19 protein-coding genes are annotated in these 21,107 nt (G+C 67.8%); 9 read left to right on the top strand and 10 right to left on the bottom strand.

The window, feature by feature from the left end:
• Window positions 1–246 precede the first annotated feature (246 nt).
• Window positions 247–2,121 (top strand): adenylyl cyclase, encoded by a 1,875-nt coding sequence (locus ACQRWP_RS12765; protein ID WP_430502432.1) that lies wholly within the window; start codon window positions 247–249, stop codon window positions 2,119–2,121.
• On the opposite strand, the gene ACQRWP_RS12760 is transcribed toward ACQRWP_RS12765, so the two are convergent.
• The 3 genes from ACQRWP_RS12760 to ACQRWP_RS12750 are packed head-to-tail and all read right to left on the bottom strand — an operon-like array spanning window position 2,094 to window position 5,009.
• Window positions 2,094–2,549 (bottom strand): hypothetical protein, encoded by a 456-nt coding sequence (locus ACQRWP_RS12760; RefSeq protein ID WP_430502431.1) that lies wholly within the window; start codon window positions 2,547–2,549, stop codon window positions 2,094–2,096. The two genes, ACQRWP_RS12765 and ACQRWP_RS12760, sit on opposite strands and share 28 nt — an antisense overlap.
• The gene (locus tag ACQRWP_RS12755; protein ID WP_430502430.1) at window positions 2,546–3,709 is read right to left on the bottom strand and encodes a glycosyltransferase; all 1,164 of its coding nucleotides are present in this window, start codon (window positions 3,707–3,709) and stop codon (window positions 2,546–2,548) included. Before ACQRWP_RS12755 ends, ACQRWP_RS12760 begins: the two co-directional genes overlap by 4 nt.
• On the bottom strand, window positions 3,702–5,009 hold the full coding sequence (locus ACQRWP_RS12750) for a glycosyltransferase family 2 protein (RefSeq protein WP_430502429.1): 1,308 nt from the start codon (window positions 5,007–5,009) through the stop codon (window positions 3,702–3,704). Before ACQRWP_RS12750 ends, ACQRWP_RS12755 begins: the two co-directional genes overlap by 8 nt.
• A gap of 298 nt (window positions 5,010–5,307) precedes the next feature.
• On the opposite strand from ACQRWP_RS12750, the gene ACQRWP_RS12745 reads away from it, so the two are divergent.
• From ACQRWP_RS12745 to ACQRWP_RS12730, 4 genes are all read left to right on the top strand, one after another.
• Window positions 5,308–6,360 (top strand): GDP-mannose 4,6-dehydratase, encoded by a 1,053-nt coding sequence (locus tag ACQRWP_RS12745; RefSeq protein WP_430502428.1) that lies wholly within the window; start codon window positions 5,308–5,310, stop codon window positions 6,358–6,360.
• 124 nt (window positions 6,361–6,484) lie between these two features.
• Window positions 6,485–8,872 carry a discoidin domain-containing protein gene (locus ACQRWP_RS12740; RefSeq protein ID WP_430502427.1) on the top strand — a complete coding sequence of 796 codons (2,388 nt, stop codon included), beginning with the start codon at window positions 6,485–6,487 and terminating at the stop codon, window positions 8,870–8,872.
• 975 nt (window positions 8,873–9,847) lie between these two features.
• Complete coding sequence (locus tag ACQRWP_RS12735; protein ID WP_430502426.1) at window positions 9,848–10,615, top strand: hypothetical protein; 768 nt, start codon at window positions 9,848–9,850, stop codon at window positions 10,613–10,615.
• 1,540 nt (window positions 10,616–12,155) lie between these two features.
• Window positions 12,156–12,713 carry an HD domain-containing protein gene (locus tag ACQRWP_RS12730; protein ID WP_430502425.1) on the top strand — a complete coding sequence of 186 codons (558 nt, stop codon included), beginning with the start codon at window positions 12,156–12,158 and terminating at the stop codon, window positions 12,711–12,713.
• Here ACQRWP_RS12730 and ACQRWP_RS12725 read toward each other — a convergent pair.
• Entirely contained in the window at window positions 12,701–13,171 is a 471-nt protein-coding gene (locus ACQRWP_RS12725; RefSeq protein WP_430502424.1) for an NUDIX hydrolase, read from the bottom strand. The genes ACQRWP_RS12730 and ACQRWP_RS12725 overlap by 13 nt on opposite strands.
• Window positions 13,158–13,946: a helix-turn-helix domain-containing protein gene (locus tag ACQRWP_RS12720; RefSeq protein WP_430502423.1), complete on the bottom strand. Its 789-nt coding sequence runs from the start codon at window positions 13,944–13,946 to the stop codon at window positions 13,158–13,160. Before ACQRWP_RS12720 ends, ACQRWP_RS12725 begins: the two co-directional genes overlap by 14 nt.
• A 207-nt stretch (window positions 13,947–14,153) precedes the next feature.
• On the opposite strand from ACQRWP_RS12720, the gene ACQRWP_RS12715 reads away from it, so the two are divergent.
• Entirely contained in the window at window positions 14,154–14,315 is a 162-nt protein-coding gene (locus tag ACQRWP_RS12715) for a hypothetical protein (protein ID WP_430502422.1), read from the top strand.
• A complete protein-coding gene (locus ACQRWP_RS12710; RefSeq protein ID WP_430502421.1) occupies window positions 14,302–15,549 on the top strand; it encodes a helix-turn-helix domain-containing protein in 1,248 nt (415 codons plus the stop codon). Before ACQRWP_RS12715 ends, ACQRWP_RS12710 begins: the two co-directional genes overlap by 14 nt.
• 54 nt (window positions 15,550–15,603) lie before the next feature.
• Here ACQRWP_RS12710 and ACQRWP_RS12705 read toward each other — a convergent pair whose 3' ends face one another.
• On the bottom strand, window positions 15,604–16,053 hold the full coding sequence (locus ACQRWP_RS12705; RefSeq protein WP_430502420.1) for a hypothetical protein: 450 nt from the start codon (window positions 16,051–16,053) through the stop codon (window positions 15,604–15,606).
• Window positions 16,054–16,199: 146 nt separating this feature from the next.
• On the opposite strand from ACQRWP_RS12705, the gene ACQRWP_RS12700 reads away from it, so the two are divergent.
• The gene (locus ACQRWP_RS12700; RefSeq protein ID WP_430502419.1) at window positions 16,200–17,396 is read left to right on the top strand and encodes an epoxide hydrolase family protein; all 1,197 of its coding nucleotides are present in this window, start codon (window positions 16,200–16,202) and stop codon (window positions 17,394–17,396) included.
• A gap of 5 nt (window positions 17,397–17,401) precedes the next feature.
• On the opposite strand, the gene ACQRWP_RS12695 is transcribed toward ACQRWP_RS12700, so the two are convergent.
• From ACQRWP_RS12695 to ACQRWP_RS12685, 3 genes are read right to left on the bottom strand one after another with little or no spacing between them, the layout of a single operon-like run.
• Window positions 17,402–18,268 (bottom strand): metallophosphoesterase family protein, encoded by an 867-nt coding sequence (locus ACQRWP_RS12695; RefSeq protein WP_430502418.1) that lies wholly within the window; start codon window positions 18,266–18,268, stop codon window positions 17,402–17,404.
• 60 nt (window positions 18,269–18,328) lie between these two features.
• Window positions 18,329–18,622: a hypothetical protein gene (locus ACQRWP_RS12690; protein WP_430502417.1), complete on the bottom strand. Its 294-nt coding sequence runs from the start codon at window positions 18,620–18,622 to the stop codon at window positions 18,329–18,331.
• Entirely contained in the window at window positions 18,616–18,936 is a 321-nt protein-coding gene (locus ACQRWP_RS12685; protein WP_430502416.1) for a hypothetical protein, read from the bottom strand. The genes ACQRWP_RS12690 and ACQRWP_RS12685 overlap by 7 nt, the downstream gene beginning before the upstream one ends.
• A gap of 181 nt (window positions 18,937–19,117) precedes the next feature.
• Here ACQRWP_RS12685 and ACQRWP_RS12680 point away from each other — a divergent pair, with 181 nt between their 5' ends.
• The gene (locus tag ACQRWP_RS12680; protein WP_410817419.1) at window positions 19,118–19,969 is read left to right on the top strand and encodes an alpha/beta fold hydrolase; all 852 of its coding nucleotides are present in this window, start codon (window positions 19,118–19,120) and stop codon (window positions 19,967–19,969) included.
• Between the two features lie 89 nt (window positions 19,970–20,058).
• Here ACQRWP_RS12680 and ACQRWP_RS12675 read toward each other — a convergent pair whose 3' ends face one another.
• Window positions 20,059–21,075, bottom strand: coding sequence for a methyltransferase (locus ACQRWP_RS12675; protein ID WP_430502415.1), 1,017 nt, complete (start codon window positions 21,073–21,075; stop codon window positions 20,059–20,061).
• Window positions 21,076–21,107 lie beyond the last annotated feature (32 nt).

The raw sequence follows: 21,107 nt of genomic DNA, 5'->3' as shown, positions 1-21,107 counted from the left end.
AGTGCGATAAGGCGCGAAAGCCGCGTGATGGCCGCAGAAAGTGCAAGATCGCGGGGAGGGCGGCTCGCGCCCCGGTCCGGCGCGAAGTTTCGCCATCCCTGGTCATGGCGTGCGGGCGGATTAACGGGTAGAAACATGTCAACCCCTTCCGGCCCGGCCCAATCTCCGGCGGCAGGGGTCAGAGAGCGCTCTCACCGCCCCCAGCTGCGCCGGAAGAACGCCCGGCCAGCGGAGAGGACGAACCACATGACAGCCCCGTCCCGAGGTGTACGCCGGAGATCCGGTCGCACCCTCCTGCTCGCTCTGGTGATGACCACCGCCACCACGATGTCCAGCACGGCGGCCAGCGCCGGGCGCCCGACGCACGGCGCACCCGACTTCGGCCCGAACGTGACGATCTTCGACCCGTCCACGCCGGTCGGCGAGATCCAGCAGACCCTCGACGCGGCGCACGCCCGGCAGGTCGACAACGAGATGGGCACCGAGCGGCACGCCTACCTGTTCAAGCCGGGCACGTACGGCACGGCAGCGCAGCCGTTGCAGGCCAAGGTCGGCTACTACACCGAGGTGTCCGGCCTGGGCGCCTCACCCACCGACGTCACCGTCAACGGCAAGCTGGAGGTCTACAACCGCTGCCTCGCCGACGGCGGTACCGGCAACTGCCTCGCGCTGGTCAACTTCTGGCGCACCCTGTCCAACCTCTCGCTCACCATCAACGCGGCCGGCCAGGACGACTGCCGGTCGTCGGCGAACTTCTGGGCGGTCTCCCAGGCGGTGTCGATGCGCCGACTGAACATCGGCGGCGGCGGTCTGTCGCTGATGGACTACTGCACCGCCGGCCCGCAGTACGCCAGCGGCGGGTTCATCGCCGACTCTCGGCTGCCGGCCACGACGAATGGTTCGCAGCAACAGTGGCTGACCCGCAACAGCGAGGTCGGCGGCTGGTCCAACGCGGTGTGGAACCAGGTGTTCGCCGGGGTTGAGGGCGCGCCGGACGACGCTACGTTCCCCGACCCGCCGTACACCACCCTGGAGACCACCCCGCTCAGCCGGGAGAAGCCCTACCTCTTCGTCGACGGCAAGGGTCGCTATCAGGTGCGGGTGCCCGCCGCGCAGCGCGACAGCCGAGGTGTCTCCTGGGCTGACGGCATCACGCCGGGGCGGACCATCGGGATCGGCGACTTCTTCATCGCGAAGCCGTCCGACTCGGTGCGCGTCATCAACAGCCAGTTGGCGCGCGGCAAGCACCTGCTGCTCACGCCCGGCACGTACGACATCGCGCGCAGCATCGAGGTCCGGCGTGCGAACACCGTGGTCCTCGGGATCGGGCACGCCACGCTGACCGCCGTGAACGGCGCGATCCCGCTGGACGTGGCCGGTGTTCCCGGGGTGATCGTCGCCGGTGTCACGATCGACGCCGGCCTCGTCGAGTCGCCGGTCCTGCTGCGGGTCGGGCGTGGGCACGGCCGCAACGCGAGCAGCCCGCACAATCCGACCACGCTCTCCGATGTGTACTTCCGGGTCGGCGGCCCGCACATCGGACGGACGAACACCGCGCTGGAGGTCAACAGCGACAACGTGCTCATCGACCACACCTGGGTGTGGCGCGGCGATCACGGCGTCGAGGGCTTCACCGAGGGCGTCAACGGTGACACCGACCGCTGGCGTACCAACACCGGTCGGTACGGGGCCGTCATCAACGGCGACCACGTGACCGCGACCGGCCTCTTCGTCGAGCACTTCCAGCGCTACAACACGGTCTGGAACGGCGAGCACGGCACCACGATCCTCTACCAGAACGAGCTGCCGTACGACCCGCCGACGCAGGCCGACTGGATGAACGGCGCGGTCGAGGGCTGGGCCGGGTACAAGGTCGGTGACCGGGTGCGTCACCACACCCTCTACGGCGGCGGGGTGTACGTGTTCAACCAGAACAACCCGTCGATCCACACCGAGAACGGCTTCGAGGTCCCGAACCGGCCCGGGGTGCGGCTGCACCACATCATGACCGTCAACCTCAGCGCCGGCACGATCGACCACGTGGTCAACGGCGTCGGGGCCGCGGCCGACATGACCAAGGTCGGCGCTCCGGTCTACCTGACCCAGTACCCGACCCCGTAGCGGGGATCGGGCGTACCGACGGGGCCGGAGCCGGCGATGGCTCCGGCCCCATCACCGTCAGCGCGGTGGTGTCGTCGAGGTGGTCGGCGCGCGGTGCGACCGAACCGGTCGGGCGCGGCGTCGCGGTGCCGTCTCGACCCCAGCCAATGGCGCACGGCCAGCGCGGCGCCGCCGGCGGCCAGCAGCAACACCTCCACCGCGATGTAGCGGCGCACGTCACCGCCGCTGAGCAGGGCGCCGACCACCGCGCCGCCGATGATGCCGACCGGCAGCACGGCCCCGGGCCAGAGTAGGAACGCCCCCGCACCCAGCACGCCGATGGCGGCGGCCAGGCCGACCGGCCCGGGTAGCAGGGTGACCACGGTCAGCACTCCGCCCAGCCCGGTGCCGGCGAGCAGCACACCGGGCGCGACGACCGGCACTCTCATCGCGGCAACCCCACCAGCAGGGAGCGCAGCTCGGCACCTCGTGCCGACCAGCTGTTGCGGGTGGCGACCTCCCGGCGTCGGGCGGATTCGTCCGGTGCGCCGGCGCGCTCCAGCGCGTCGGCCAGCGCCGCGCCGAAGCTCGACGGGTCGGTGGCGAGGGCGATGGTGTCGGCCAGCGCACGCAGCGCCGGCAGCGGTGTCGCGACGACGGGCTTGCCGAGGGCCAGGTACTCGTAGCACTTCTGCGGGTGTACGTAGTCGGCCAACCCGCCCACCCGGTAGGGGATGATGGTGGCGTCGCAGGCCCGCAGGATGCCCGGGACGTCCGCGAAGCCGACGGCGTCGACCAGCTGCACATTGGACAGACCCGCCAGCGGGGCGCGGCCGCCCCGGGTGGACGGGCCGAGCAGGACGAACGTCCACTCGGGGTGGGCCCGCGCCACTGCGGCGACCAGGTCCGCGTCGAAGGCCCGGGTGTCGACCGCGCCGCTGTAGCCGATCAGTGGTCGGCGCAGGCCGAGCAACCAGGGCGCGACCGGGCCGTCCGGCGAGAAACGGTCCGGGTCGCACCCGTTGGCCAGCACCACCGGTGCCGGGTCGGAGGCGGGCATCCGGTCCGGTAGCGCGGTGGAGGAGGCGAGGACGAGGTCGGCGGCACCGACGGCAGAGCGCAGCGCGCGGCGCAGGTGCCGACGGTTCCACGGTCGGGTGAGCGTCCAGTCCAGGTCGGTGGCGTCGTACACGACGGCGGACGCGTCCAGCCGGGAGGCGACCGGCGCGGCCAGGTCCTCGTCCAGCCACAGCAGTCGGACTGATGCCGCTTGCCGCCGGAACCACCGGCGCAGCACGCGCGCGGCGAGCCAACGGTTGACCCGGTTGACCGGGGGCAGGTGCCGACCGAACGGCAGCAGCACCGGACCGGCGCACTGCCACAGACCGTCGGCCACCTGCCGGATCTGGACGCGCCAGCGCGGGAGGTGCCCGGCCGGGTCGACGAAGAGCACCTCGTGGTCGACGGTGAGCTCGCGGGCCAGCGCGTGCTGCCGGTGAACGCCGTTCGCCCACGGCGTGCCGCTGAAGATGACCACCCAGTCGCGGTCGGGGGCGGGCGGGGCGACCGCTTCGGCCGCCGGCTGCAGGGTGATGGTGTGCTCAGCCACGGCCCGACCGCTCCATCGGCCGTGGCGCTCCGGCGGGCAGCAACTCGTCCTCGGCGAGGCGGCCGAGCGCCGGGCGGGCGCGCTCGTCGTCGAGTCGCAGCAGGCGGGCGCCGGCGTGCCGGTCCAGCCAGCCACGCAGCGCGCCGGCCGCGATCCGCCGGTTGATCCAGTTGACCAGCGGCACCGAGTCGCCCAGCGGCAGGGCGGTCGGTGCGACGGCGTGCCAGGCCGCCGAACCGATCGGGGTCACCTCGCACCGCCAGCGCGGCCGGCGTCCCGGCGGGTCGACGAAGAGCAACCGTTGCCCGGGCGCCAACTGCCCCAGCACCGTCGAATGCCCGTCGACGGACCATCGGGTCCGGCTGAACAGCACCACCCAGTCGCGGGTGTCACCGTCGGGCAGCGGGCCGACGTCGCCGCGCAGCGCGGCGAGCAGGTCGCCCAGGCCCAGCGGTACGGATCGACCGAAGACTCGCTTGACCAGGTGGTCGGCGAGCAGCGCGGCCCGGAACACCGGCAACCGGTACCGGGGCTGGGTCATCCGCAGATATCCGACCAGGCTGCCCAGCAGGTGTCGGAATCGGATGGTCGGCCCGAGCGACCGACAGGACGCGCCACGGCTGTGCGTCACCACCGCGTCCGGAAGCATCCACAGCTCGTGCCCGGCCTGGTCGAGCTGCCGCGCGAGGACCGTGTCGTTCCAGTAGACGGGAAACGTCTCGTCGAAGATGGTCTGCTGCCCGAGCACCTTGCGGCGCAGCAGCACGCAGCTGCCCGAGGCGAGTTGCCGGGGACGGCTGAAGTCCTCGCCCCGCATCTGGAACCGGTGCAGCGCCTGGCGGAACCCGGGCAGCCGGCGCAGCGCGGTCACCAGCGCGATGGTGGCGGCGAAACTGGGCTGTTGGACGTAGTGCTGCTGGAAGGTGCCGTCCGGGTTGAGGTACAGCGGGCTGACCCCTGCGACGTCCGGCCGCTCCCGCAGATGGTCGACCATTCGGGACAGGGCGCCCGGGTGAAACCGGATGTCGCTGTTGAGCAGCAGGATCAGCTGGCCGTTCGCCCGGCGGTACGCCTGGTTCACGGCGGCGGCGAAACCATTGTTGTGCTTGTTGCGGATCAGTCGGACCCGGGGTTGGTCGGCGAGCAGGTCGGCTGAGCCGTCGGACGAGCCGTTGTCGACGGCCACCACCTCGTAGTCCAGATCGGGATCGGCGGTCGACGCCAGCGACTCCAGGCACTGTCGGGTCTGCTCGCGGGTGTTCCAGCTGACCAGCAGTACCGACAGCAGCGGAGCGCTCATCACGCCACCGCCCGGTTGTCGCCGTGGCGGACCCGGAGTCTCCCTCAACATGCCGTCCTCCCTCTCGGTCCGGTGCTCCCAGGGCATGCCGGCGGACACCCCCGGGGAGAAAGTACTAGCGATAAAAGGTGAATAATGATGAATACGGCAAAACGTGCTTATCGATATAAAATCTCGTATATCCGCGCAAGGCATCCGGGCTGATAGTCCGTTTGGTGGCCTTTGGTGGGTTACGGTCGTGTCCGGCCGTCCGGTTGCCGCAGCGGGCCGACCGTTCCGTCGTTCCGAGGAGTCCGAGATGGACCTGCCCGTTACCGCCGTCGGTGTCGACCCGCCGACGGACCTGGTGCCCCGGCGCGTTCTGGTGACCGGAGGCGCCGGCTTCATCGGCAGCCACGTGGTTGCCCGGCTGATGCTGATGGGCAGCCAGGTCCGGGTGCTCGACAACTTCTCCAGCGGCCGGATCGAGAACCTGGCCGACGCCGCGTACGGCGGGCTGACCGAGGCGGACGTCATCTCGGGTGACATCCGCACGCCGGAGGGTGTCGAGGTCATTTACCAGTGGCAGCCGGACGTGGTGGTGCACCTCGCCGCGCAGTCGAGTGTTCCCGCAGCCCGTCGCTCACACCTGTACGACGCCGACGTGAACGTGTTCGGCGCCGTCAACGTGCTGGACGCCTGTGCCCGCAGCGGCGTACGGCTGGTGGTCAGCGCGGCCAGCAGCGCCATCTTCGGCAGCATCGCCGCCCACGAGTTGCCGGTCCGGGAGGACCATCCGATCGCGCCGGTGAGTCCGTACGGCATCAGCAAGGCTGCCGGCGTGCACTACCTCGACTGGTACGCGCGTCAGCACGGCCTGCCGTACACCTCGATGGTGTTCGGAAATGTCTATGGGCCCCGGCCGGAGGGCAGCGACTGCGGCGTGGTGTCCCTGATGGTCGACGCCCTACTCGGCGGTCGACAGGTGGTGATCTACGGCGATGGCACGCAGACCCGGGATTTCATCTACGTCAGCGATGTCGCCGAGGCGATCGCTGTCGCCTGTCACCACAGCGGGGTGGGAATGGTCAACATCGCCTCGGGTCGGCAGACGAGCGTCAACGAGGTGTACGACACGGTCCGGGAGGCGTCCGGCGTCGACAACACGGCCCGCTACGAGCCGCTGCCCTGGCCGGGCGAGGTGCGCAACATGGCGCTGGACACCAGAAAGGCGCGCGAACTGCTCGGGTGGTACCCGAAGATCGGCTTCACCGAGGGCGTACGGATGACGGTGCGCGACGCCCGCCGCCGCCAGGCCCCAAGTCAGATCCTGTCCCCGTTGCGGGCGCTGGAGCGGCCCATCAGTCACTGACGACCCAGCGTGTAATTCCCGTCATCTGATCCGGAATTTCATCGAACAGTCTAACTCTTGCGGGTCGGCATCCACTGCTGCCACGATGGCCGTCAATGCCTTCCGTCCCGAAGGAGTGGTCGTCATGGCGGTCTCCCGCCGCAGGTTCGTCACATCGGTGCTGGCCGGGTCCGCCCTCGCCACCGCCTCCACCACCGAGCTGCTCACCAGCATGTCCAGCCCCGCGCACGCCGCCAGTCCCCCCGGGGACGTGGTCGGCAAGGTGACGGTCGGCTACCAGGGCTGGTTCAGCGCTCCCGGCGACGGGGCGCCGATCGGCGGATGGTGGCACTGGGGCCGCGACCGGTTCCAGCCGCCCTCACCCGCCAACACCACAATCGTGTCCTGGCCGGACATGCGCGAGTACACGCGTACCTATCCCACCGCGTACCCCAACCTGGGCAACGGTCAGCCGGCCACCCTTTTCTCCTCGTACGACCAGCAGACGGTGGACACCCACTTCCGCTGGATGCAGGAGAACGGCTGCGACACCGCCGCGCTGCAACGGTTCAACCCGATGGGCGACGAGGGCCCCACCCGCGACGCGATGACACAGAAGGTCCGCTCCGCGGCCGAGCGTCACAGCCGCAAGTTCTACATCATGTACGACGTCACCGACTGGCTGACCTTCCAGTCGGACATCAAGACCGACTGGACGACGAAGATGGCGGCGCACACCGCGTCCTCCGCGTACGCCCGGCAGAACGGCAAACCGGTCGTCTGCATCTGGGGGTTCGGCTTCAGCGAGCCCAGCCGACCCTTCACCCCCGGGCCCTGCCTGGAGGTCATCAACTGGTTCAAGGCCCAGGGCTGCTACGTCATCGGTGGCGTGCCCACCTGGTGGCGACAGGGCATCGAGGACTCCCGCCCCGGCTTCCTCGACGTCTACCACGCGTTCCACGCGATCTCGCCGTGGATGGTCTACCGGGCCAGGACCGTGGAGGAGCTGGACTCCTACTACAACAACGTCAACGTCGGCGACATGGCCGACTGTGCGGCGCGCGGCATCGACTACCTGCCCTGCGTGATGCCCGGCGACCTCGCCGGAGGGCACCGCAAGCACGGCGACTTCTACTGGCGGCACATCTACAACATGGTCCGGCTCGGCTCCCAGGGCCTGTACGTGTCCATGTTCGACGAATACAACGAGGGCAACCAGATCGCCAAGACGTCCGAGACCCAGGCCACCACCCCGGCCGGCGCGAACATCCGGGCCCTGGACGAGGACGGCGTCGCCTGCTCCTCCGACTACTACCTGCGGATCACCGCCGACGGCGGCCGGATGCTCAAGGGGCAACTCGCGCTCACCCCGGTGCGTCCCACCCAACCGATGGTCGGCACTCCGCCACCGGTCAGCGGCAACCTGGCCGCCGGCCGATCCACCTCGGCCAGCAGCCAGGGTGGCGGGTTCCCGGCGTCGAACGCTGTGGACTCGAACGCCGGCAGCTACTGGGAGAGCGGCGGCGGCTCCTTCCCGCACTGGTGGCAGGTCGACCTCGGCGCCAGCCACCAGGTCAACAAGCTGGTGGTGCGGCTGCCCGCCGGTTGGGGAGCGCGTACCCAGACCATCACCGTGCAGGGCAGCGTCGACGGCAGCTCCTTCGCCACCATCGCCGGGGCCTCCGCGTTCGCCTTCGACCCGGCGACCGGCAACACCGTCACCCGCACGCTGACGGCCACCACGGCCCGCTACGTCCGCCTCAGCATCAGCGGCAACACCGGCTGGCCGGCCGCGCAACTCGCTCAGGTCGAGGTGTACGCCGGGAGCACCGTCCCGGACAACCCGCCGACCACCCCGAGTGGCCTCACGGTGACCGGCAAGACGTCGACGAGCGTGTCCCTGGCGTGGACGGCCTCCACCGACGACGCCGGGGTGACCGGTTACCAGGTACGCCAGGGCGGCAATGTCGTCGCGACCGTCACGGGCACCACGGCGACCGTGAGCGGGCTCAGCCCGTCCACCGCGTACACCTTCACGGTCACCGCCCGCGACGCCGCCGGCAACACCTCCGGCGCGTCCTCGGCGGTCACCGTCACCACGGACGCCGCGGCCAACGCGGACCTCGCCCGGGGTCGACCCACGTCGGAGAGCAGCCACGTCCAGAGCTACGGGTCGGGCAACGTGGTCGACGGTGACGCGAACAGCTACTGGGAGAGCGCCAACAGCGCGTTCCCGCAGTGGGTCCAGGTTGACCTGGGCGCGACGCGCCCGGTTGGGCGGGTGGTGCTGAAGCTGCCGCCGTCGTCGGCGTGGGCCAGCCGGACGCAGACCCTCTCGGTGCAGAGCAGCACCGACGGGAGCAGCTTCGGCACGCTGGTCGGATCGGCGGGGCGGACCTTCAACCCGGCCACCGGTAACCAGGTGACGCTGACCTTCGCCGCCGCGCAGACGCGCTACGTGCGGATCACCGTCACCGGCAACACCGGTTGGCCCGCCGGGCAACTGTCAACGCTGGAGGTCTACGCCAGCTGACCGAGGGCGTGGGCGGCCGCCGGGGGAGCGGCCGCCCACGCGGAGGGCAGCACACTCTTCAGAACAGAACTGAACCTTCGGCTAGGACGAGACTCCTGCGGTCGACGTACGTTGCCCGTCAGACCATCGCCAGCCGGAGAATCCCGAACAGCTACCGGGCACTGGGGTGAGACGGGCGGAATCGAAACGATCCCCGACCCAGAGATCGGCAATGCGGACTCGCTCGATCCGCTGCGCTGGCCAACGGTGTAGGGGCACCTGGTGCGGTCTCGTCAGGTGCCGTCGGTTGCTGTGCTTCACTGCCGTACTCGCGCGCCCCGGCTTGGGTGCCTACTTCAAGAGCCCGACGACACTCACGACGGTCCCGACGGCGAAGCTGAGAGTGGCCAGCTTGGCCTGACCCCCCGTCCAAAGCCCTTCGCTCTTCTGACGCCAACCAAGAGACCACCAGTCGCGCCCAAACTTCTGCCACTTGTGCTGGCGGAGATGGCATCCCAAGATCAGCCCGGTCGAGTTGTTCCGGCAGAACTCGACCGAAGTGCCTCGTCTACGGTTGATCGCTCCGCAATAGACCGGAGCCGTAAAAAGTACGAAGACGAGTAGCAGGCCCAACAGCACCAGGTAGACGGCGGGACCAAACCTCGCGCTACCAAGCGACAGAAGGAGCACTGCCAGAACGCCGTAGCCCCAGTACTGCCACAGCTTTGACTTGCTACGGGACGCCATGGGCGCAAAGAGTACTGAGATAGATGCAGAACGTGAAGATCTTACCTTCGTCGCCGATCCGACAGTCACCGCACCACCAGCGGTATTGATCAAGGCCAGGGCGTAGCAGTCAAACCGGACGACCTGGCGACTGGGCTGCTGCCATACCTTGGCTTGGCCGTGTCGCGCGCTGCGATCCGATCGATGTGGACTGCCGGTAAGGCGGTTGGGTCAAGGCGCGGCAAGAGTTCGCAAGGTAGCCTGCGCGCCATGACGCAGTCGGCTGAGGATCCCAACGGGGCAGACGACCCTATCCCATCCTCAGACGACCTTGCCGATCCACTGGATCGCTGGGCACGGCTCTTAGCCGTGGTCCTGGGGATCGGAGCCGAGGCAGCTGGATGTGTCGCGGTATTTCTGACGGAAAACCAGGCCGGAACGGCAGTCCTTCTCCTAGTCGGGGCTGTTCTACTCCTGCTGGGCTTACAGGGCACTCCCCTGCGCAGCTTCGGTGGCGGCGAATACCGATTTGAACTGGCCCGGTTGCGCCGTCGGGCTGCGGAAGTCGTAAGCCAAGCCGCCCGTGAGGAATCAGCCGATGTTGCAGCTGCTGTCGCGGATGCAGTTAGCGCGATAGATCCCGGAATTCGCCTTCCTGATTGGCATGGAATGGTGTACTTGGACCAAGCACGGGAGACGATCAGGGCGCTATTCCCCGACTCACGCGATCTCTCAGTCAAGAGAGATGGAGGGGTCGACATGCATGTTCGACTTTCTGAGGGTCGGGTTAACGTGCAGGTCATCTACCGCAAGCATGGCAAGCTTGGATCGGGATCGGTTACAGCAGCAGTCGCAAAAATGCGGAACAGTCGCCATGATGGCGGCTACCTCATCGTCACTAATGTGGCTCCGACTGCTGATGCGCATATGCGTGTCGCGACCCTCCTGGGCGGATCGGGCCGTGTGGAAGTCGTGACTTGGATCGATGATCGAGACACCGAAGAATTGAAGGCTGCGCTACAGCGATGTGCTCGCTGACGTTAGTAACCCATTGAGTGTCGCTTGCCATCGCCCTCCCAGCCATCCGTCGGCCTTCGTCCGCACACCAGTGGAGTGGTGGCCTGCCCGGTCAAGGTGCGGCACCCCACTATCTGAACCTTGACCGGGTAGGCCCCACCTGCTCAGCTCTGCCCGGACGGAGGTGGCCGGGATGGCGCCACCATCCTGAAGTGCCTGAGCGCCCCGCCGGAGGCACGCCCTGGTCGTCGCCTTCAATATCGAAGCCCCGGATCTGCCATCACTCATGGCTGCCCGGGGCTCTTCGTATGTCGCGCCGCCGGCGGGGCTGCAACCGTTCGGGGTGCGCCCGTGCGCTTGCGCTAAGGGCGCGGGATCCCCCAACCGGCAACCCGCTTCCGTCGGCCCCTGGTTGGCGGCGCGAGCGGCCTGCGAAGCGGGCCGCCCTGATCCCGTACAGAAATTGCTCACAGTCAAATCGAGAAGGCCGATGCCCAAAAACTGAGGGACGTAGGCCCTGGCGCCGGGAATGTCAAGAGTTCTATCTGTAGGTTGACAAAGCCTGAAGCGCGGATGGGGTTGGCCAAGTTGCGGGAGGCTCTTACTTACCCATTCGTGTTACGGTGCCGGCTCTGCAGATTAGCTGACTCATCTAGGGGCCAACATGCCACGCGCGTCCATCCTACTGGCAGCGGGAATAGCAGGTGTTCTCCTAGCCGCTTGCGGCGATGGCGATGCCAGCAAGAAGGCGAGCGGAACAACTCCTTCGCCAACTCCGTCGTCCAGCGCGCCTGCCGCCGCTGCGACTTCTGCAACCCCCACCTCGATCGCAACCCCCAGCCCGACCCCTGAGCCTGGTTTCACAATCAAATGCTCCGCCGTCGGCAGTTTCCAGGAAGTCATTTTCAACTCCCTCGAAGAGGCGTGGAAGAACGGCAAAACGTATTTCTGTGAGACATCAGTCCTCCCTACGTACAAGCTGACTGCAAATGATCGAAAAGCGATCAGTATCGCTCGACGCGACCCCGAGAGAAATGAAAGCGATAAAGAGATCTTGGCCGACCTCCTGGGGATGTGCGCAGAAACTGTGAGCACCGATGGGGCGGGACGGATGGCTTCGAAGGCTCTCCCTTGACGGTTGCGGACTTTCTTGGCTGGGATCGGAACCTGCTGAGCGGAGTCCTCACGCTGTGCCCAAAGACTCCCGCTGTCTCGAAAATCCGTCCAGTAGCAAACAGTGAAGTATTCGAAGATGGGAAGTATTTGGTTGGCCGAGAAATCAAGTCGGGAACATACAAGATCAAGGGAGAAGTGAATGAGTGCTACTGGGAGCGATCAGGGAAGAACGGCGACATTATCGCCAACAATTTCGTTACGTACGCGCCAAACGGAATAACCGTGACTGTCCGGAGCGGGGAGGGATTCACGAGCAAAGACTGCGGAGTGTGGAACCGCGTTAGATAGAACGCGACTGGTGGGACGGCAGCACAGAGGCCACTGGGCGGCAGTATCGGATCCTGACGATCTACCGGTCTTCCTTGCACCGTCGTACCATAGGCCGGTGAACGACACCGTAGGCCAAGCCGCCCGGATCGCGGGTATGCATCTCGCTCGACCACTTCCCCGTCGGTGGCAGCACGTCCAAGCAGTAGCGACCAAGACCCAGCGGATTGGGCGAGTCGTTTCTGCCAAGGACCGCGAGACGCTCATCGCCGCCGCGTGGTTACACGATATCGGCTACGCGCCCGACATCGCCGATACAGGGTTTCACTCGCTAGACGGCGCTAGGTGGTTACTGAGCCAAGGCTTCACACCACGGCTAGCCGGCTTGGTAGCTCACCACTCGTGCGCATCGTATGAAGCAGCGGAGCGAGGGCTAAGCGAGGATCTGGCCATCGAGTTCCCACGAGAGGAGTCGGCTACCGCCGACGCTCTTTGTTTTGCGGACATGACAACTGGACCCGCTGGTCAGGACTTGACGGCCGAAGAACGCTTGGCCGAAATCCGGGAGCGGTACGGCCCGGATGACATCGTGACCCGGTTTTGGCGGAAGGCTGAGCCGGAACTGATGGAAGCTATTCAACGGACACACACCCGTTTGGCTGCTTATCCAATGTAGGGCTCGTTCCGTCGCGCATAGCCGTGGTCAATACGGAGCCGCGTAGACGGATGGATCGAGAGGTTGTTCAACTTGTTGTGGGCGATCCAACAAACTGCCGAAGACTCCTCGCTGGTCACGAGTTGCCCACTGACGTACTCGCCACGGAAGCAGATCGAGAATTGCTGCCGCACCTCGCCGTCGCTGTACTCCACGACGTGGTTGGGGTTGGTGTAAATCCCCACAACACCGGTCACCTCGATGTCGACGCCGGTTTCTTCTCGTGTTTCACGTACGGCTGTCTCGGCGATGTACTCGCCGAGGTCCTGGGCGCCGCCGGGCAATGCCCAGAGGTCGTTGTCAGTTCGCTGGATGAGCAGTACCCGCCCCTGCTCATCTTGGACGAAGACGGTTACTGCTACGACGATGCTGTTCGGCTTCGGGGCGTTCGGGTTGTTGAAGTGCTCAATCCGGACCATGGCCCAGCCTCTCACCGCTGGCGGCTAAGTGCTCGGGCCACACGGCCCGCTTCTTCCCGAGGACTCGGTTGAAGCTGGCGACGTAGCTGTCGAACAGGTCCCCGCCGCCGAGGCGCCGCAGGTGCAGCACCGGCGCATACGCGGCCGGCGTGCCGTAGAGGTGGGTGTTGACCAACATCTCGTCGTCAAAGCGGTAGATGGAGTTGTAAAGGATTGTGTCGTGGTAGTAGATGCCGACGTTGTCCAAGTCCCGTAGGTCTTTGTAAAAGGCCAAGGCGTTCAGAATTTTGTTGGACATCGCTGGCCCGATGCCTTCGGCGTCTCCACGCTCGGTGATGTGCTCGCCCTCCGGGTCGCCAAATAGCAACTCCACCTGCGCCCCGGCCAAGGCCTTCTCGCGGAGCGTCGCGATCCAGCGGTGGTTGAACTCGGGCAGGAACAGTCCTCCATAGACCAAGACGCCGACCTGTCGCGTGGCCTGTTCCAGGAGCCGCTGCCAGAGGTCGGTGGGAACGGCTCCGCGGCGCGGGTAGATGTGGACGAGTTCCGACTGGCTGATCTGCACGGCTCGCTGCGTCGGAAGCGCGTCCGGCCAGAGGTACGACTCACTCTCGTTCAGCAGTTCGGCGATGGTGTGGCGATAACGCGGGTACGGGTTGCGGGTTTGTGTCACCCACCGCTCGACAGTCTTCGGGTCGACCCCCAACTTTTCCGCCAGCGTCGATGCCGTCAGACCGTTCTTGAGCATGCCGTTGCGAAGACGGTCGTTCGGCATCGCGTCTCCTGCTCAGTGGGCTTGGAGGACGGCATGGGGACGACTCAGCCTAGCAAGGACGTCCCCAGTCGTCCGTGACTCGCGGTGAAGTTGTCGCTACCAATTGGCGGAGCCTGGTTCCGCCGGACAGGTCATCCAGACAGGACGCGAGAGGCCCCGCTGAAGTTCGGCGAGTCCAAGCGTCGGCACCGGCTGACGGAGGTGGGCATGCGAGGCGACGAGCCGGCGAGCAGGGGCGAGCAGTGTGAGGCGGTTGAGCGGGAGGCTGCCAAACAGCGCCTCCTCGCGCAGGCCGAGGCGCAGCGCGTACCCGTGGAGGACACGACCCGCGCGGTCCCGGACCGGCGGTGGCGGCGTGAGCAGCGATGACGTGCCGATCGGTCGGCGGGTGGCGCGGTGGCGGGTGCGGCGGTCGATGACGCAGCAGATGCTCGCCGACCGGCTGCGGAGGTCGAAGAGCTGGGTGGACAAGGTGGAGCGGGGCGTGCGTGCCCTGGACCGGTACTCCGTGATCCAGGAGCTGGCTTACGTCCTGCGGGTCGACCCGGAGGTGCTGCTCGGTCAGCAACGCAGCAGTTCGGCGGGCCCGCCGGATGGGGTGGACGACATCCGGGCTGCCCTCGCCCGCTACGACATCACGCAAGCCCCGAAGCAGTCGACGGAGGACGTGAAAAGGCAGGTCGGGTACGCCTGGTTGAGCTACCAGCACGCGCACTATGGGCAGTTGGTGCGGGTGTTGCCGGGTCTGCTCGACGCTGTCCAGGGCGCGCGGTCGGCGGAGTTGCTGGTGCAGGTGTACCGGATAACCTCGTCGTTGCTGGTGAAGCTCGGCGAGGCCGACCTCGGGTGGCTGGCCGCCGACCGGGCGATGTCCGCCGCCGGCGATGACCCGATCCTGGCGGCAACAGCAGCCATCTCGATAGCCCAAGCAGTCCGCGCGTCAAACCGCGACCGCCTAGTCCTAACAGCGACCCTAGCTGCGGCGAACCGCATCATTCCCGCCCCATCTCGCCCGGGTGATCATGAGGTTGGCGGGCTTAGTGGAGATCAACTCGCCCGTCAGCCTCATGATCAACAAGGCGAGGGTGCGCCCGCGCGACGGCGACCACCGGGGGAGTGGGCAGTGGGTGGGACGTTGCTGCTCCAGGCGGCATTGGCCGCCGCCGGCTGCGGTGAGCACCGTCAAGCCGACGAGCTGACCGACCGGGCTGCGGGCGTCGCCGCCAGCCTGAGGGGGTACGACGATCCGCACCGCACCAGCTTCGGGCCGATCGCCGTCGAGTTGGCCCGGGTTCTGGTGGCGGCGCAACGGGGTGATGCCGTTGAGGCGCTACGACGGCATTCGACCGTCATGCGGCGGGAGGGGTGGCGGCGGTTGCCGGCCGAGTATCGGGGCGCATACCTGGTCGACGCCGCTCGGGCGTACCTCCAGGTGGGTGACTTGCGTGGTGCCGCCCGCGCCCTCGTCGACGCGGACAGCGTCGCGCCGGCTGAGGTTCGGTGTCGGCCGTTGGCGCGTACCGTGATCGCCGATGTTGCCCGTGCGCAGCCGGCGCCGGCCGGCGTGGCGCGACTGGCCACGTTGGTCGGCCTCACCCGCTGACGGACGAGCGCCGGCGCAGGTCGTAGGCCGGGTGGATGGTGCGTACCGGCAGCGTCAGTGCTCCCAGAGGTCCTCGGTGCGGAAGTACCTGGCGGTGAACGTCTCTTCCAGGGAACCGGTGTCTGTCTCATCTGTCCACCAGCCTGGCCAGACGTCGACACCGGAAGGCGCGCTGATGGCCGTCAGGACGGTGGAGCACCGGTGGCAGCGCCGAGGCGCCGAGTCCCGGAACCGCCCGCCGCAGTCGCATCGCCGTAGCCGCGCCTCAAGTGCCGCCATCAGCGTGGAGTAGGTCCTGTCCCGGGAAGGAAGGGCGTCGGCGATGGTCATAAACGTGCCGTCGTAGTAACCGACGTCTACCCGCATCGGGCAGCTGTCGCAGTAGAGGAAATAGCAGTCCAGCAGCGGCGAGTGGTCGAGGCGGTAAAGGCGTTCGTGGCACTCCGGACAGGCAACTTCCTCGCCGTTTAGCCAGTTGTCGTCGAATTCGTCCGGTTGGCTCACCTGTTGATCATCCCACGGGTTCGGCGCGGATGCGCGTCGGCGATTCGCGTTTCGGCCCGGGTGGCGTCGGCCCGCTGTGAGACTGGGCGAGTGCGGCACCGTCGGTGCATCGGCACTGGCCGACTCGACTTGGCGAGGTGGGGAAGATGTCCAACGACAACGAGATTCGTCCCTTCCGGCTCGACACACCGGAGGACGCGATCGCCGACCTGCGTCGCCGGATTGCGGCTACCCGCTGGCCCACTCGCGAGTTGGTCACCGATCGCTCGCAGGGGGTACAGCTGGCGACGATCCAGGAGTTGGCCCGCTACTGGATGAGCGATTACGACTGGACTGCGTGCGCAACGAAGCTGAATTCGCTGCCGCAGTACACGACGAACATCGACGGCGTCGAGATTCACTTCATCCACGTGCGATCGCAGCATGAGAGCGCCCTGCCGCTGATCATGACGCACGGCTGGCCGGGCTCGGTCGTCGAGCTGCTCGGAGTCGTCGGCCCGCTGACCGACCCGACGGCGCACGGCGGCACGCCCGAGGACGCGTTCCACCTGGTACTGCCGTCGTTGCCGGGCTACGGCTTCTCCGGCGAGCCGACCGAGCCTGGCTGGAATTCGGCGCGGATGGCACAGGCGTGGGCGAAACTCATGGACCGGCTCGGTTACCCGCGCTACGTCGCGCAGGGTGGCGACGTCGGCGCCGCCGTCACGGACGCCATGGGGCGCCAAGGACCTCAAGGGCTGCTCGGCATCCACGTGAACCTGCTCGCCGGGGCGATCGGCATCAAGGACAAGTTGCCGGCGAGTTCCGAGCAGGAACGTGCCGCGCTCGACGCGCTGAACCTGTTCGCCAAGGACGGCTTCGGCTACTTCCTGGAGCAGTCCACTCGGCCGCAGACGATCGGCTACTCGCTGCTGGACTCACCTGTCGGGATGGCGGCCTGGATGCTCGACCACGACACGGACAGCTACTACAAGATTTCCCGCGCGTTCCTCGACGGCGATCCGGCCGGCGGTCTCACCCGGGACAGCATCCTCGACAACATCACGCTGTACTGGTTGACGGGCACCGGTGCTTCGTCCGCCCGGTGGTACTGGGAGCAGGGGCGGTTTCAAGCAGCGGCCCAGGCGGCCGGTCAGGCTCCGCCGCCGGTCACGGTGCCGGTCGGCTTCACCACGTTCCCCGGCGAGATCTGGGCCGCCCCGCGTAGCTGGGCCGAGGCGGTCTACCCCGGCATCGCGTACTTCAACGAGGCTGACCGCGGCGGGCACTTCGCGGCGTGGGAGGAGCCGGAACTCTTCTCCGCCGAGGTGCGGGCCGCGTTCCGGCCGCTGCGGAAATCCTGACGGCCTCACCCGCTGACGGACGGGCGCCTACGCCTGTCGTCGGCCGGGTTGATCGTGCGTACCGGGTCGGGCACCGGCCCCCGGGGCTGCCACTCGCGGGGGTAGCCGAGGGAGACTTCCTCGAAACGCACCCCGTCGTGGAACGTGGTGCGGGGGATGTGCAGGTGCCCGTAGACGACTGCGGCGGCGTCGAAGCGCAGGTGCCAGTCGCTGGTGCGGACGGTGCCGCACCACTGGGCGAAGACCGGGTAGCGCAGCACGTCGGTGGGCTCCCGCACCAGCGGATAGTGGTTGACCAGCACCGTCGGCAGCGCCGGGTCGCGTTCGGCCAGCCGGCGTTCGGTCTCGGCTACCCGCGCCGCGCACCACGCCTCCCGACTCGGGTACGGGTCGGGGTGCAGCAGCGCCTCGTCAGTGCACACCACACCGGCCGCGTACGCCAGGGCCAGCGACTCCTGCTGGGTGCGTGCCTCCGGCACCCGGAACGTGTAGTCGTAGAGCACGAAGAGCGGGGCGATGGTCGCTGGGCCGCCGTCGCCGTCCCACACCGGGTACGGATCCTCCGGGGTGACCACCCCCAACCGCCGGCACATCCGCACCAGCTCGCGGTAGCGCTCCTCGCCGCGCAACGTGACCGGGTCACGCGGGGGTGTCCACAGCTCGTGGTTGCCCGGCGCCCAGACGACCCGCGCGAACCGACTGCTCAGTAGCCCGAGCGCCCACTCGATGTCGGCGAACCGGTCGGCGACGTCCCCGGCGACGAGCAGCCAGTCGCCGTCGTTGTCCGGGTGCAGCTCCTGCACGAACACGCGGTTCTGCGGGTGCCCGACGTGCAGGTCGCTGACGGCCCGCAGCCGGGGCGGAAGGCTCACACCCCGAGGCTAGGCCGTCACGGCCCGATCAGGACACCCCTGTCCCGCCAGCGGGCACGGTCAGCAGAACCAGCCGTCCTGCACCCAGCCCCGCCGGTTGATGTGCCCGTAGGCGAAGCCGTAGACGTAGCCGCCGCTGCGGGGACCCTCGACCAGGAACGTCTGACCCTGGTAGAGGGTGCCCATCCAGGCGCCGACGGGTTGGGTACGGACGAACAGGTCGCTCGCGCACACCGTCTCCCGTTGACCGATCGTGCCGTTGGCGGCCTGTGCCGGGGTCGGCATGGCGAGTGCCGCGGCGACGACTCCGGCCAGCAGGCCGGCGGTCATCCGGGTGCTGCGCCGGCTCACCATGAGTCGTACCCGCCGATGCACTCGGCGCGGAGGTAACCCCAGTCGTTCGGACCGAAGTCGAAGGAAGCCGCCCACCCGTTGTAGACCGGGTGCGCCCCCGGGGTGTGGCCGATCTTGTTGCCGTAGGCGAGGGTGCGCTTGAGGCCAGTGGGCCCGCCGGCGGAGTCGTAGTTGGCGTAGAAGCTGGCGCTCTGGCAGACCACGATGGCGTGCCGTGGCACCACCGGGTCGGCCTGGGCCGGCGCGGCGCCCAACGCGATCGTTGTCGCTCCGATGGCCAACGCGGCGGCCCCCGTGCGGACTCGTCGAAGCATGCCCACCTCCAGTACGGCGAAACTTTCCTACCGCCGACCCTACCGACGAGGTTGATAAATGTCGATGGGGAGGTGGGTGGCCGAGCGGGCTCCCCAGGTGCCTTCGGTGGTCCGCATATCCGGCGACCCGACGGGAAAGCGCGGGGCGTCCGACAGCCCGAGACCGGAGCAGGAGACAAACATGCCTTTCATTACCGTGGGGACGGAAAACTCCGCGCCCATCGACCTTTACTACGAGGATCACGGTTCCGGTAAGCCGGTCGTGCTGATCGCAGGCTTCCCGTTCAACGGGGCGACCTTCGAGAAGGCGACCAACGCGCTACTCAACGCCGGATACCGGACGATCACCTACGATCGGCGCGGTTACGGCAACTCCGCCCAGCCGGCGTTCGGGTACGACTACAACACGTTCGCCGCGGACCTGGACGTGCTGATGACCGAGCTGGACCTGAAGGAGGCGACCCTGGTCGGTCACTCGATGGGCACCGGCGAGGTCGTTCGCTACCTGGCCAACTACGGCTCCCAGCGAGTGAGTCGCGGTGTTCTGCTCAGCCCGCTGCAACCCATGCTGGCCAAGGCGAAGGACAACCCGGAGGGCGTCGACACGAGCCTCTTCAAGGGCTTCCAGGACGCCATCATCAAGGACCGCTACGCCTACCTGACCCAGTTCTGCGACGCGTTCTTCAACTACAGCGAGAACAAGGGCAAGCTGGTCAGTGAGGACGCGTACCGTGGGCACTGGCAGATCGGCGCGATGGCCTCGGCCAGGGCCACCCACGACAGCGTGACCGCCTGGCAGGAGGACTTCCGTCAGGACCTGCCGAAGATCGACGTACCGATCTTGATCATGCAGGGCGACAAGGACAACGTGCTGCCCTACCCGGTGACCGGTCAGCGTCTCGGGCCGATGATGCCGACCGCGCAGCTGATCACGATGAAGGGCGCGCCGCACGGCATTCCGTGGACCCACGCCGACGAGGTCAACAAGGCGATCATGGACTTCATGAAGCAGCCGGCCAAGGCTCGCGCCTGACCCGTACCGGTAGCCGATCGGACGCCCGCGCCGTGAGGCGCCGCGACACCCGGCCCACGGTTCGCACCGGGGCCGGGTGTCGTCGTCGGTCAGGCCCTCCGGGCCACCACCGCGCCGTTGGCGCCGGGCGCGTCGAGCGGCACATTACGCACGTCGACGAAGCCGGCGTCGGTGAGCCAGGCCGCGTACTCGGCGCCCGAGTAGTTCCGGCCGCCCTCGGTCTCAACCAGCATGTTCATGCCCATCAGGGCCGCCTCCGGCGGTCCGGTGCGTTCGTCGTTGAGCAGCAGTTCGCAGACGACGATCGCCCCACCCGGCGGCAACGCGGCGCGGCACCGGGCCAGCAGTGCCCGGTTCGTCGGCTCGTCCCAGTCGTGCAGGATCATGCTGAGCAGGATGACGTCGTGCCCGTCCGGCAGCGCCGGGTCGGCGAGGAAGTCACCGCCCACCGCGTCGATTCGCCCGGTCAGGCCGGCCTCCGCGATCCGCTCCCGGGCCCGGACGCAGACGTGCGGCAGATCCAGGACGGTCGCCCGCAGCTCGGGCAGGCGTCGGCAGAACTCGATCGGGAACGCCCCGGCACCCCCGCCCACGTCGAGCAACCGGCGATGCGCGGAGAAGTCGTACGCGTCGGCCAACGCGCTGGCGGTGAAGCTGGACGTGGAGAACATCGCGTCCCAGAATTGCGCCAGCATCGCCGGGTCGGCGGTGTCGAACATCGACTGTTGGGCCTCCGGGTCCCAGGTCAACGGCCGATCGGTGCGCAGGGCCTCGCCGATGCGGTGCCAGGGCAGGTAGGTGCGCAGGTCCGAGTAGCGGACCTGCGCGCCGAAGTAGTACGGGCGACCCTCGACCAGGAACTGCTCGGCCAACTCGGAGTTGCGGTAACCGTCGCCGGCCTTCTCCAACAGGCCGAGCGACGCACTGGCGGCCAGCAGCAGGTCCGCGGGCCGGTCGGGCAGCCCGAACTCGGCGGCGGCCTGCTCGACGGTCATCGTCCGCCCACCGGCGAGCCGGGTGAACAGACCGAGTTCGACGCCGACCGCGAGGGTCTTGAACCCCCACACACCGGCCACCAGACGCATGAGGGGAGTCGGGGTGATCACCACGACATGAGATCACACATAAGACGTTTCCA

Origin of the sequence: Micromonospora trifolii (assembly GCF_050516465.1) — a bacterium.
In the GTDB taxonomy this organism is placed as follows: domain Bacteria; phylum Actinomycetota; class Actinomycetes; order Mycobacteriales; family Micromonosporaceae; genus Micromonospora; species Micromonospora trifolii.
Note: the sequence above shows the minus strand (reverse complement) of the source record. Positions and strands in the feature narration are given on the sequence as shown.

Excerpts from the sequence above, each read along its gene's own strand:
- ACQRWP_RS12740 (WP_430502427.1), top strand. The coding sequence starts at position 6,485 with ATGGCGGTCTCCCGCCGCAGGTTCGTCACATCGGTGCTGGCCGGGTCC.
- ACQRWP_RS12715 (WP_430502422.1), top strand. The coding sequence starts at position 14,154 with ATGCGAGGCGACGAGCCGGCGAGCAGGGGCGAGCAGTGTGAGGCGGTT.
- ACQRWP_RS12745 (WP_430502428.1), top strand. The coding sequence starts at position 5,308 with ATGGACCTGCCCGTTACCGCCGTCGGTGTCGACCCGCCGACGGACCTG.
- ACQRWP_RS12720 (WP_430502423.1), bottom strand. The coding sequence starts at position 13,946 with ATGCCGAACGACCGTCTTCGCAACGGCATGCTCAAGAACGGTCTGACG.
- ACQRWP_RS12765 (WP_430502432.1), top strand. The coding sequence starts at position 247 with ATGACAGCCCCGTCCCGAGGTGTACGCCGGAGATCCGGTCGCACCCTC.
- ACQRWP_RS12685 (WP_430502416.1), bottom strand. The coding sequence starts at position 18,936 with ATGCTTCGACGAGTCCGCACGGGGGCCGCCGCGTTGGCCATCGGAGCG.
- ACQRWP_RS12680 (WP_410817419.1), top strand. The coding sequence starts at position 19,118 with ATGCCTTTCATTACCGTGGGGACGGAAAACTCCGCGCCCATCGACCTT.
- ACQRWP_RS12690 (WP_430502417.1), bottom strand. The coding sequence starts at position 18,622 with ATGGTGAGCCGGCGCAGCACCCGGATGACCGCCGGCCTGCTGGCCGGA.
- ACQRWP_RS12760 (WP_430502431.1), bottom strand. The coding sequence starts at position 2,549 with ATGAGAGTGCCGGTCGTCGCGCCCGGTGTGCTGCTCGCCGGCACCGGG.
- ACQRWP_RS12735 (WP_430502426.1), top strand. The coding sequence starts at position 9,848 with ATGACGCAGTCGGCTGAGGATCCCAACGGGGCAGACGACCCTATCCCA.
- ACQRWP_RS12750 (WP_430502429.1), bottom strand. The coding sequence starts at position 5,009 with ATGAGCGCTCCGCTGCTGTCGGTACTGCTGGTCAGCTGGAACACCCGC.
- ACQRWP_RS12725 (WP_430502424.1), bottom strand. The coding sequence starts at position 13,171 with ATGGTCCGGATTGAGCACTTCAACAACCCGAACGCCCCGAAGCCGAAC.
- ACQRWP_RS12700 (WP_430502419.1), top strand. The coding sequence starts at position 16,200 with ATGTCCAACGACAACGAGATTCGTCCCTTCCGGCTCGACACACCGGAG.